Source organism: Spirosoma flavus (genome assembly GCF_054778555.1).
Genome location: NZ_BAAGZL010000005.1, coordinates 277,500 through 289,537, shown reverse-complemented (window position 1 = coordinate 289,537; position 12,038 = coordinate 277,500). Strand labels below are relative to the sequence as shown.

The window sequence follows — 12,038 nt, the reverse complement described above, 5'->3', positions numbered from 1 at the left end:
CAGCGTTGATTTTCCACGAAATTACCGCCGAATCGTATTGAACAAAATCTTTTGCAGCTTTGACTAACACCCAGATCGCCACTACGTTCCGCCCAACGCTACTATCGATTGCCTACCGAATGACCGGAGAAATAATGGTAAGCGAAGATATTGTTCAGGACGTATTGCTGAACTGGATCAATCACACGCCCGAAGGCGTCCAGCATGTGAAAGCATGGCTAGCCAGAAGCGTCATTAATGCGACGCTGAATCACCTGGACCGGATAAAACGGCAACGAGAAATATACAAAGGCCATTGGCTACCCGAGCCGGTGCTGACGGGCCACCATGCCGTTGACGCCCGACTTGATATTTCCTATGGGTTCATGCTGCTGCTGGAAAAACTCACGCCCATGGAACGGGCTGTTTTTGTTCTCAAAGAAAGCTTCGATGTTACGTATGCTGAAATCGCCCAAATGTTCGAAACGGCTGAAGCCAACTGTCGCCAGCTTTATAAACGAGCCAAAGAAAAACTTGGCAGTTCTAAACGTCGGTTTTCTCCAGATCCTCAACAGCAGCAGGCCCTGTTAAGGGCGTTTACGTCGGCAACCGAAACCGGCAATATCCATGATTTTATCCAGTTGCTGAAACACGACGTAGTGCTTTACTCCGACGGTGGCGGAAAAGTAGCCGCTGCGCTGAATACTTTGGTAGGACTAGATGTTGTTGGCCACTTTTTCCGCTCCCTGGACCAAAAGTTCGGTCATAATCAGGATACTAGAGCCGTACTGGTTAATGGGCAGGTTGCCTTGTTGATTACATTAAAAGATACTCAACAAGTGGACACACTGTTGATTCTGGATGGGGATTCAAGCGGAATTCAGCAACTTTTTGCGGTACGTAATCCCGATAAATTAGCGCATTTACAAAAATAATTTCAGCTCGCCTGTCACAAAAAATCAGCGGTGTTTGTCTCATCGGAAATCATCAAATTGTTTCCTATGCAGACTAAACAGCCGCGCTGGGTGCAACTGCTCCTGCTGTATTTTCTCTTGACAAACAGCGTTCCGGGTAGTTGGGCTTTGTTCATGCCCACTGAGTTTTACCAGTATTTTCCGGGTTTTGGCCACTCCTGGGTTTCTGTTGATGGACCCTACAACGAACATCTAATTCGGGATGTGGGCGCATTTTTTATGTCCCTGTCCACCCTTTGTTTGTTGGCTTTGTGGCAGCCTCACCGAATCGACGCACGGATGGTTGCGGTGTGCTTGCTGGTTTTCAACGTACCGCATTTGTGGTATCATTTGCATCATCTCCACATGCTTCCTCTGGCCGATCAAATTGGTAACGTAGCGGGTTTATCGGCTGCGGTCGTGTTATCGGTTCCCCTCCTGTTTTACCGTCCTGCTTTCCAACATTCGTAATTCGTCATGAAAAAAATAGTAGTCATTGGCGGCACGGGCGTACTGGGTACGTCGGTCGTTAGTACGTTGCAGCAACAAAAAATCGATTTTATTATCGGCAGTCGCAGCCGTATCAAAACCGATTCATATAGTACTGTGAATCAATCAGCAAGCTTACCCTGGACACGTATTGATCTGGCTACCGGCGAAGGGTTGACCGAAGCACTAACGGGTGTCGATACAGTAATACATCTGGCCAGTGCTCCAACTAAAATTGGTGGTGAGCCGTTTGAAGTTGTTGCCACCCGAAATTTGCTTAAAGCACTCAGGCAATCGGAAGTTAAACATCTGATTTATAGTTCAATTGTCGGCGTTGACAAAGTTCCCTTCAGTTACTATCAATCTAAATTTGCCGCCGAAAAACTAATTCAGCAGCAGGAAATACCCTATTCAATACTGCGGGCTACTCAGTTTCATGATCTGGTTGATTTCTTCATCCGAAGATTACTGTATCTGCCCATTGGCTTCGTCCCGAAACAGTTAAAATTTCAGCCGATCCATGTCGATGCCGTTTCTACTGAATTATACCGATTAGCGCAGGCTGGGCCACAACAAGCGGTCCTGAATCTAGGCGGTCCGCAACTGTTCACACTGGAAACGATGACCCAACTCTGGATGAAAACTCACGGCGTGTCGAAACCACTCATTCCCCTACCAACGATAGGCAGGTTGATGAAAAGCTTCGAAAAAGGAGAAAACACGTGTACCGAAAAAGCCGTCGGCTCAAAAACCTGGGAGGAGTATTTGCAGGAAACGTAGACAGGCTCCGACAGGCTCTGGCTGTTGGAGTCGCACAAGCGACTAATCTGATATCCAGAGCCTGTCGGAGCCTTCACATTACACCACCATATTCAGCGCCAGAACGCCAAACAAGCCTACAATTGACACGATGGTTTCCATCAGCGACCAGGTCCGGATGGTTTGGCCAATGGTGAGATTGAAGTATTCCTTAAACAGCCAGAAACCGCCGTCGTTGATGTGCGAGAACATCAAACTTCCCGAACCGATTGCCAGTACCATTAATTCGGGCTTGATGGGCTGATTTTGAATCAACGGCCAGATAATTCCCGACGTAGTGAGACCGGCCACCGTAGCCGAACCTACGCATACGCGAATGAACGCGGCAATACCCCAGGCCAGCACCAACGGCGGAATCGAAGCGTCGGCCAGCAGGCTACCGATGTATTTACTGGTGCCGCTATCCGTAAAAATCTGTTTCAACGCACCCGCTCCGGCAATCACCAGCAAAATCGGGGCAACCGCTTTCACAGCTTCTTCCAGGTCTTTCGTTACCGCTTTCATCGACTGCCCTCGACGAATGCCCAGAAAATAAATGGCAACCAGTACCGAAACCATCATACCGATGTACGGTTCCGCCAACAACACAACGGCGGTTTTCAACGGCGATCCATCGGGTAAGGCACCTTTGAGCGGACCAAACGTAGTGAGCAGTATAACAGGCAGTAGCGAAACTAGAAAACTAATTCCTGCCCCCGGCAGATCTTTGTTCGGTACATCGCGAATGTCAAATAAGTCCTTTTCGGGCGAAATTTTCATATTCACCAGCGTCTTACCAAATACCGGTCCCGCAATAATAATGGCCGGAATTGCGATGATAATGCCGTACAAAAGCGTTTGCCCTATGTCGGCATTGATCTGAGCAGCTACAGCCGAAGGGGATGGGTGCGGAGGCAGGTAACCATGCGCTACTGACAACGCCGATAACATCGGCACCGCAACTGACAACAAAGGCAGCCGCGATGAAGCCGCGATGGTGAAAATCAGGGGTGCAACAATGATAAAACCGGCGTTATAAAACAGCGGAATTCCAACGACAAAACCCGCCAGCGCCAGCCCCCAACGAATGTTTTTGATCCCGAAAAGCCCAATCAGCGCGTTGGTGATACGTCGGGCGGCCCCGCTTTCGGCTACTAATCGGCCCAACATAGCGCCGAAACCAATAATCAGCACCAAGTCACCGAGGGTACTGCCAATACCCGTTTGAATGGATTTCCCAACGGCTGCTACGTCCATTCCCGACGCTAACCCAATGCCAAGTGAAACAATAACAAACGAAATGAAGGTATCTAACCGGACGAAGGCAACGAGTAAAACAAGCGTCAGAATGCCGATTAATGTTAGAAAAAGTGGCATGCAAGGAGGGGCAAGTACGGTTGGTGATGAACGATGGCACGCATACGACTGCAACGTGGGTCATTAGATTGCCCGCAATAAACAGCCGTTTACTGATACGACAAAGCGTAACGGGCCAATTTTTCTACTTCATGCGCCAGCGAATTGGTCAGATCGAAGGGTACTACGTGCAGACGAGTCGTGGCATCATACCCAAACACATTCAGGGGATTGCGGAACGTAGCATTGGCCGGATAAACCAGAAACAGGTTGTCGGCTTCATACTTTTTTCCGTATGCATACAGTTGATACAAATCGGCTTGTTCAATGCCATACGTACCGGCTGTCGACGTATTACCCGCTACGTTGCCGCTGATTTCTTTCCACTTTGTATCCAGCACAAACGTCTGATTTTCATGCCGAACAATAATATCGGGGCGTAATTTAAACCGTGGTCCGCCAACGTGTTCATCAACCAGATGCGCCGAAGATTCCTGAATACGCACCTCGTGAGTTTCGGGCCAATACGTTCGGATGCCATAGGCAACGTAATCTTCAAAAACCCGCTCCATCGGAAACAGCAGCGACAAGCTCATTTTCCGGCCTGTTTCCACACCCATACCCTGACCACTCAAGAGCGCTTCGGCCCAGATCAACGCCGGCTCGTACCGACTGAATAAGCGCCCAGCCCGTTTAATAGCCTGCATGTCCACGTTTATTGATTCAGAAACAGGGACCTCATCGAACAGGCTCAGCAGTATCTGAATACGTCGTTGACTGGCCAGCGAAATCGTTGTCTTTTTCAGGTAAATAAGTGTTGATTTCAGGATCCGGTTGGGTGCTACGTTCGCCGTCAACGTATCGTAAACAACGGCCAGTCGCTCGGCGTGAAAAGGATTTTCCCGCAATTGTCGAGTCACCTGCAATTTACCTCTCAGGAATCGTTCATTACCTTCCTGCGCTACGTAAGCTCGCTGCACACCCTGTTGCAAAACCGCTTCTGATGTAGTCAGAAACGCGCCAACAAAGACATCCCAAAGCGGCAGGGACGTAGCGCCCGAATGAACACCTTTGATTAAGCGAAATGGGCTGTTACGTAGTCGACGTAGCATCCTGAGCAATACCGAACGTGACGTAGCAACATCGTCAATCTTGGGCAGGATTTCGAGATAAGCGCGACTGGAAAGGGGCAGCAAACCGACGTAATTCCGAACCCGAATCAGCTCCCGACCTTTCTGCACCGTGAACGTAAGCAGCGAATCAGCCTGTTCAATTTCGAAAGCAAACCGACGTAGTATCTGGAATACGTCGTCGGGTACGTGAATGCCCCCAGTGGGTGGTTCAGCCCATTGCTGCACGCTGCCAATTAGTCCATTTTCGGTGACGGTGTACGTTACGGGCATACGTGATTTACGATGTTTTACCGGCGCTTGCTTTGGCGTCCTTCAGCATTTTACCGGCATCCGGATATTTGACAACAGAGAGTGTCACCCGGCGGTTCTTTTGCCGATTTACGGGGTTATCACTTCCGTCTGCATTTGTATTTGGGACTAATGGCTCCTTTTCGCCCTTGCCGATGGCCATGATCAATCCTTTCACTTTGATCTGTTTCTTCAGCCAATCAGCCACCGCTACAGCCCGCTTCTGACTCAGAACCGCGTTATATTGATCACTACCCTTTGAATCAGTGTATCCTAACACATGAAGTTGGTCGGCGCCATGTTCCGCAAAATGCTGCTTCACTTTATTAAGCAACGCAATACCATCAGTGCGCAGGTTCGATTTGTCAAAATCGAACAATACGTCCGTTGGCAGGATAATGTCGTATTGATTTTCATTTCCAACGATTTGCAATGAATCACCGGAAGATGCAAACGTATAATTCTGGCTCGAATTGTTCCCACCAATTTCTGGTTTAGCAGTTGTCTCCTGGGTAGAAGCCGATTCTGATGCGGCAGACGTAGTGACTTCCGTACTTTTCTCCTGAGACTGATTGCTTTCGCTTTTACAGGCTACCAAAAGACTATAAGCTACTAGTACAACTGTGGCTTCACGTATCATAGACGTTGATGGTTTGTCCAGACCAAAGAGTAACACTTCTTTTCACATAAAGCACTGTAGGTCAACTTATGTTTAGAATTTGCCTTGTTTAAAAATCTGTAAAATCTTCTACTTCTGCTGCGCTTCAACAGCCAGCAGATACACCGTCATGGTTTCACCAGGTGAAGCAATCCATTGATCATAATCGGTGATAGCCTGTAAGCGCTGGTCTTCGGTAACGTAACCATCTTTTACCAGTTGTGGCCCGCGTAGTTCGGCCACTTCGGCCCATAAGCGGCTGCTCGTCGCAAATGTTGGCTCATTACGTCGTGAAATTTCGTGCTGTATTTCCGTCTGAATGGTCGTAAAACCAACCCGGCGCATGAGGCTGTCCAAATGGTCGGCGATGGCGTTGTCGAAACCGGCGTCTTTTCGCCATTGAAGAAACGCGTCATAAAAAAGTCGCATCGACGCGGGTGGTTCAGGCTGCCATCTAATTTTTTCGTGGTTATAATCGAGAATCGCCAACCAACCGCCGGGTTTTAGCAAGCGTTTCATATTGGCAATAGCCGCTTCAGGCTCCCGCAACCATTGGAGCGTCCGCGCGCAGGTGATCAAATCGAAGCGTTGCGACGTATCGAACGTATAAACATCGGCCTGCTCAAACGACAAACTCAACGTATCACTCGCGTTTTGCCGAGCCTGCTCGATCAGCCCCGCGTTCGGATCAATGCCCAGCACCCGACCCGCTTGACCGATACGTTCGGCAAGGTCACGCGTGATGGCCCCCGAACCGCAACCGACATCAAGGACTGAGAAACCTGGCTTTAAATACTTTAGCAAATTTTTATTTGCATTTTCTACCGTCCGACGTTCCAGAACGGGATTGTGAGCGGCAGGCATAGTTGCCCGTTGATCAAGCGATTGTTGCATGTTATACGGAGTGATGAGCGCTTCAGCAAATCGCCACGGCGGACCGTTTATTACTTATAGCTCATCGTTTAATTAAATCTTTGAGTTTGATCACTTCGGAACCAGCCAGCAAGTAGGCACCTGAACCGTAAACTTCCCAACTGTCGGCAGAAAAATTTCGGCGGGGGTCAGCGCCAATCGGCTGCACCCACCCTACTTTTCCTTCGGGCGATACCAACGTATTGAGACCCTTCCAGGCTTTTTCGACAAACGGCAAATATGTTTTCCTGTCCAGAATTCCCTGATTGATACCCCAGGCCAGCGCGTAACAATCAAAACCCGAACCACTGGCTTCACCACCCGGATACGCGTCCGGATCGAGCAGGCTCGACCGCCACAAACCATCAGTCTGCTGTAATACGACCAATCGCGCACTCATTTCCCGAAATAATTCAACGTACCAATTGTAGCTTCGGTGGTTTTGGGGAAGTTCCTGAAGCAAAAGGACTAGCCCGCCCATCACCCAGCCGTTCCCCCGCGACCAGAAAAGCTTTTTGCCGTTACTCTCCTTTTTACCTTCGCCCGCTGCGTTCCAGAGGTAACTGTCATCACGGGCAAACAGGCGCTCTTCTTTATTATAGAGCAGTTTGTACGTCTGCTGATAGAGTGAATCGTTCAGCGTAAAATACGACGGATCTTTCAACTCATTACCCAGTTTTGCCAACACCGGAGGAGCCATAAACAATGCATCGCACCACCACCACGTAATGCCGTGATTTTTGACTTCATTTCCGGGTACGCGACTCATTTTCTGCACCGTATCAATGGTCGCCTGAATCATCTTGCGGTCTTTTTTGATTCGGTAAAGGTTAATGTAAGTCTGACAGATGGTAATGTCATCGGCATGGTCGTAACGGGGGCCAGGCTGCCAGTTGGTACGTTGCCCCATCGCCATCAGCGAATCGAGCACTACCGGCGATTTGGTGGTTTCGTAAGCCGCAAAAACGCCCGCGTAGAAAGCACCGTTGGTCCAGTCGGTTGGTTTGTGTTTGGGATTCCTGAGCTGCCAGTTCACCACGTTCAGCATGGAATTTTTAATATAGTTCGTGGTGAATATATCGGTATCAACTGGCGTAAAACTGGCCAGCGCGATGCATAAACCTAATATGAACAACGTAGTGAATCGAAATGAAGTGAGCATAGAAATTGTTATCAATACGTCCTACAAAAGACAAGGCGGTTCTTTCCAAAATCTACCAAATGAGTAACATTTGTGTTCATCTTTATTTCCAAATAAATTTAGAAAGAACGTAATACTACAGGAGACCTGCATGGGTACAATCCTGCGATATTGTGCTTTTGTTTACGATACTCTATTTCAGTCTCATGAGCCAACCTGCATTTTCAAGTCGATTTACAAGTTCACCCACCGAAGTTAAGGGCATGGATACAGCCCAGTTACGTCAGAACTTCCTCATTGAAACGATTTTCATCGCCGATCAATGTCCGTGGGTTCTGTCTTTTTATGACCGCTACATGACGGGTGGTGCCATGCCCGTAAATGGCCCCATTACGCTGGAAACGCCCGAAAATCTCAAAGCTGCTTATTTTCTGGAACGTCGCGAACTGGGCATCATCAATATTGGTGGCCCTGGTCAGGTGGTGGCCGATGGTCAGACGTATTCGCTGGCCCGTAAAGAAGCACTTTACTTAGGAAAAGGTACCCAGCAGGTTGAATTCCGGTCTGAAGATGCCGCTAATCCGGCTAAATTTTACCTGAACTCGGCCCCTGCTCACATGACGTATCCCAGCCGAAAAGTTTCGCGCGAAGACGCCGACGTAGTGGTACTGGGCAGTCAGGATACGGCTAATCACCGGACTATCAATAAATTACTGGTAAATAGCGTACTACCTACCTGCCAGCTTCAGATGGGCATGACCGAATTGAAACCTGGCAGCGTCTGGAACACCATGCCTGCTCACACGCATGATCGGCGAATGGAAGTTTATCTTTATTTTGATATCCCCGACGGTCAGAGCGTTTGTCACTTCATGGGTCAACCGCAGGAAACCCGCCACATCTGGATTCAGAATGAGCAGGCTGTCATTTCGCCCAACTGGTCGGTTCATTCGGGAGCCGGTACGTCGAATTACACATTTATCTGGGGTATGGCCGGTGAAAACCTCGATTACGGCGATATGGACGTTTGCCCGATTCCAGAATTGCGATAATAGGTATGGTATAGGAAAGTACAGGATGGCTTAAGCCGCAGTTGCCTATACATTTGCGAGCAAGGTAAAGCGTTATAATAAAGTCAAGATAACGAACGTGTCAGCACAGTTCTTTGAGCAGGTTTTGATACGTATTGATGCTGAATGAATTACTATGAAAGTCGGTCTATTTATTCCCTGCTACGTCGATCAGTTTTATCCGCACGTTGCCATTGCTACGTTAAAATTGCTGGAAAGTGTTGGTTGTGAGGTCGATTATCCGCTGCAACAGACCTGCTGCGGCCAGCCTATGGCCAACTCCGGCTTTGAAAATCTGACGGGTGGGTGCAATGAGAACTTCGTGCGTAACTTTTCGGGATACGATTACATTGTATCACCCTCGGGAAGCTGCACGTTACATATCAAAGACCACCTGCACGCCAGCAATGAAACCGAAGCGACTACCATCCGTTCCCGGATCTATGAGCTGACCGAGTTTCTAACCGACGTAGTGAAAGTATCTTCGCTGAACGCTACGTTCCCCTACCGCGTTGGCCTGCACCAGAGCTGCCACGGTCAGCGGGGTCTAGGATTGGCGCAGATGACAGAACGGATGCTGCCACAATTTTCGAAACCTGTGCAGTTACTCAATCTAGTCGACGGGCTGGAACTCGTTCAGCTTGACCGTCGGGACGAGTGTTGCGGGTTTGGCGGTACGTTCTGCGTAATGGAAGAAGCGGTATCGGCCAAAATGGGCAAAGACCGTGTTGCTGACCACCTGCGCCACGGCGTCAATTACATTACCGGCGTCGACGTATCGTGCCTGATGCATATGGAAGGAATACTGAAACGTAGCAACAGTAACGTACAGATTAAGCACATCGCCGAAATATTAACCGCAACGGTATAAGGAAGTTGTATGGTTATAGAGTTGTATGGTTGTAAAGTTGGATTCGCATACTGTAGAACTACAAAACTTTACAACGCTATAACCCTACAACTGTATAACTCTATAACTTTACAACAGAAGTAGATGAACCAGCTCAATTTAGACCACGCTACGGCTTCGGCCGTGTTCAACAAGAACGAACCCCGCGTTGACTGGCACGACGAGACGCTCTGGTTTGTACGGTCCAAGCGTGACCGGGCAGCGGCCCTGATTCCCGAATGGGAAGCGTTGCGGGAGGCCGCTTCGCAGATAAAAAACCACGTATTATCGAACATGCACGACCTGCTGGTGCAGTTCGAGGAAAATGCCAAAAAGAATGGCATCCATGTTCACTGGGCCGAAAACGCCGACGAACACAACGCCATTGTGTTGAGCCTTATTCAGAAAGCTGGGGCAAACCGCATGGTGAAGTCGAAGTCGATGCTGACCGAGGAATGCCACATGAATGACTTCCTTACCCATCACGGCATTGAGGTGATTGACAGCGACTTAGGCGAACGTATCGTACAGATGCGGAAAGAGCCACCTTCGCATATTGTGCTCCCCGCCATTCACCTTACCCGGGCGGATGTCGGTGAAACGTTCCATGAGCATCTTGGTACGGAGAAAGGCGCCACCGACCCACAATACCTCACCGAAGCCGCCCGGCAACACCTGCGTGATACATTCCTGACCCGCAAAGTGGCCTTGACGGGCGTCAATTTCGCTATTGCTGAAACCGGCGGATTTGTGGTCTGCACCAACGAAGGCAACGCCGATATGGGCGCTCACCTGGCTGATGTACATATTGCGGCCATGGGTTTCGAAAAGATCATTCCCCGCGCCGAACACCTGGGCGTTTTTCTGCGATTGCTGGCTCGCTCAGCAACCGGACAGCCTATCACTACGTTCTCCAGTCATTTCCACAAACCGCGTCCGGGTCAGGAAATGCACCTGATTATTGTTGATAATGGCCGTAGCCGCCAGTTGGGTCGGAAAGAGTTTCGAAATTCGCTCAAGTGCATTCGCTGCGCTGCGTGTATGAATACATGTCCTGTTTACCGACGTTCGGGTGGACATAGTTATCACAGTGCGGTGGCCGGACCGATTGGCTCCATTCTGGCACCCAATCTGGACATGAAACTCAACGCCGATCTGCCGTTTGCGTCTACGTTATGCGGCTCTTGCTCAAACGTTTGCCCGGTTAAAATCGATATTCACGACCAGCTTTATAAATGGCGGCAAGTGCTCATGCGCGAGGGGTACGGAACGACCGGCAAAGGCGCGGCTATGAAAGCGATGGCTACCGTACTCGAATCGCCCCGATTGTATCGAATGGCGGGTAAAATCGGGCGCGGGGTGTTACGTTTCTCACCCGCTGTGGCCGAAAATCGCTTCAATCCGTGGTATAATCAGCGGGAAATGCCAAATCCACCGTCCGAAAGTTTCCGTGACTGGTACGTTAAAAACAAGAAATCATGACATCCCGCGAAAAAATTCTGGCTAACGTTCAGGCTAATCAGCCCACGCTACGTCCTCTGCCAGAGCAGTTTACATTCACGTCCGTTTTCCCTGACCTAGTGCAGCAATTCACGGATATACTGGCGTTTGTAGGCGGGAAAGCTGAACGGGTAGCCGATTACGATGCCATTATAAAGCATGTTCAGGGCTATTATCCTGGCCTCACGAACGTAGCAACGACCATTCCGGAACTGGCTCCGCTGACTGATACTACGTTAACTGTTACTGACCCGCACGAGTTGGCAAGCTTGAACCTGGCCATTATTGAAGGGCAGCTGGCCGTGGCTGAAAATGGCGCTATCTGGCTCGATGAACGCCAGTTACCCCAACGCGTAACGCCAATGATTACGCAGTATCTGGCGATTGTCATCCGGGAATCGACCCTCGTGCCGAACATGCACGACGCCTACCAACGTATCACAGTCAACACAACGGGGTTTGGTACGTTCCTGTCGGGCCCTTCAAAAACCGCCGACATCGAACAGAGTCTGGTCATCGGTGCCCACGGTGCGCGTTCGTTGATTGTGTATATTCTTCCTTGATTTAACTGGCCCCGACAGGCTCCGGCTGTCGGAGTAGTTACTATTTAGTCGCTAGCGCGACTCCGACAGCCGGAGCCTGTCGGGGCCATATTTCTTTGGTGCTACGTTAGGGGTCAAAAGGGGACTGTTCTAGCACAACCGTATTAATTTTTTGCAATTTCAACTGGTAGATAGGCGTCTGAAAGTTCTTTAATCTGGAACTGCACATCATCACTTCTTTTTTCCGATTTAGTAGATTGTAACGCCTGACGTTTCCGGCACTCTAATCGCTTTCGAACGTTACGTATCACTTAATTCTCCTATTCTGTT

At 49.4% G+C, this 12,038-nt stretch carries 12 protein-coding genes; 7 read left to right on the top strand and 5 right to left on the bottom strand.

The genetic code is table 11. The features are described from left to right. The first annotated feature begins 59 nt into the window (after positions 1-59). From ACYVF1_RS25000 to ACYVF1_RS24990, 3 genes are all read left to right on the top strand, one after another. The gene (locus tag ACYVF1_RS25000) at positions 60-914 is read left to right on the top strand and encodes a sigma-70 family RNA polymerase sigma factor (protein WP_461084065.1); all 855 of its coding nucleotides are present in this window, start codon (positions 60-62) and stop codon (positions 912-914) included. Positions 915-980: 66 nt separating this feature from the next. Then, positions 981-1,403: a hypothetical protein gene (locus ACYVF1_RS24995; RefSeq protein WP_461084063.1), complete on the top strand. Its 423-nt coding sequence runs from the start codon at positions 981-983 to the stop codon at positions 1,401-1,403. A gap of 6 nt (positions 1,404-1,409) precedes the next feature. After that, the gene (locus ACYVF1_RS24990; RefSeq protein WP_461084061.1) at positions 1,410-2,201 is read left to right on the top strand and encodes an SDR family oxidoreductase; all 792 of its coding nucleotides are present in this window, start codon (positions 1,410-1,412) and stop codon (positions 2,199-2,201) included. A 78-nt stretch (positions 2,202-2,279) separates the two neighbouring features. Here ACYVF1_RS24990 and ACYVF1_RS24985 read toward each other — a convergent pair whose 3' ends face one another. From ACYVF1_RS24985 to ACYVF1_RS24965, 5 genes are all read right to left on the bottom strand, one after another. Beyond that, positions 2,280-3,596: a gluconate:H+ symporter gene (locus ACYVF1_RS24985; RefSeq protein ID WP_461084059.1), complete on the bottom strand. Its 1,317-nt coding sequence runs from the start codon at positions 3,594-3,596 to the stop codon at positions 2,280-2,282. An 89-nt stretch (positions 3,597-3,685) separates the two neighbouring features. Then, positions 3,686-4,978, bottom strand: coding sequence for an McrC family protein (locus tag ACYVF1_RS24980; protein WP_461084057.1), 1,293 nt, complete (start codon positions 4,976-4,978; stop codon positions 3,686-3,688). A 7-nt stretch (positions 4,979-4,985) separates the two neighbouring features. Then, positions 4,986-5,636, bottom strand: a complete 651-nt coding sequence (locus tag ACYVF1_RS24975; RefSeq protein WP_461084055.1) for an OmpA family protein — start codon at positions 5,634-5,636, stop codon at positions 4,986-4,988. Between the two features lie 108 nt (positions 5,637-5,744). Beyond that, positions 5,745-6,548, bottom strand: a complete 804-nt coding sequence (locus ACYVF1_RS24970) for a class I SAM-dependent methyltransferase (RefSeq protein ID WP_461084053.1) — start codon at positions 6,546-6,548, stop codon at positions 5,745-5,747. 61 nt (positions 6,549-6,609) lie between these two features. Beyond that, a complete protein-coding gene (locus tag ACYVF1_RS24965) occupies positions 6,610-7,728 on the bottom strand; it encodes a glycoside hydrolase family 88/105 protein (RefSeq protein WP_461084051.1) in 1,119 nt (372 codons plus the stop codon). A gap of 185 nt (positions 7,729-7,913) precedes the next feature. On the opposite strand from ACYVF1_RS24965, the gene kduI reads away from it, so the two are divergent. From kduI to ACYVF1_RS24945, 4 genes are all read left to right on the top strand, one after another. Next, positions 7,914-8,759, top strand: coding sequence for a 5-dehydro-4-deoxy-D-glucuronate isomerase (kduI, locus tag ACYVF1_RS24960; RefSeq protein ID WP_461084049.1), 846 nt, complete (start codon positions 7,914-7,916; stop codon positions 8,757-8,759). A 154-nt stretch (positions 8,760-8,913) separates the two neighbouring features. Next, a complete protein-coding gene (locus ACYVF1_RS24955) occupies positions 8,914-9,648 on the top strand; it encodes a (Fe-S)-binding protein (RefSeq protein ID WP_461084047.1) in 735 nt (244 codons plus the stop codon). Positions 9,649-9,771: 123 nt separating this feature from the next. Next, complete coding sequence (locus ACYVF1_RS24950; protein ID WP_461084045.1) at positions 9,772-11,148, top strand: lactate utilization protein B; 1,377 nt, start codon at positions 9,772-9,774, stop codon at positions 11,146-11,148. Then, a complete protein-coding gene (locus tag ACYVF1_RS24945) occupies positions 11,145-11,729 on the top strand; it encodes a LutC/YkgG family protein (RefSeq protein WP_461084043.1) in 585 nt (194 codons plus the stop codon). The genes ACYVF1_RS24950 and ACYVF1_RS24945 overlap by 4 nt, the downstream gene beginning before the upstream one ends. Positions 11,730-12,038: the final 309 nt, after the last annotated feature.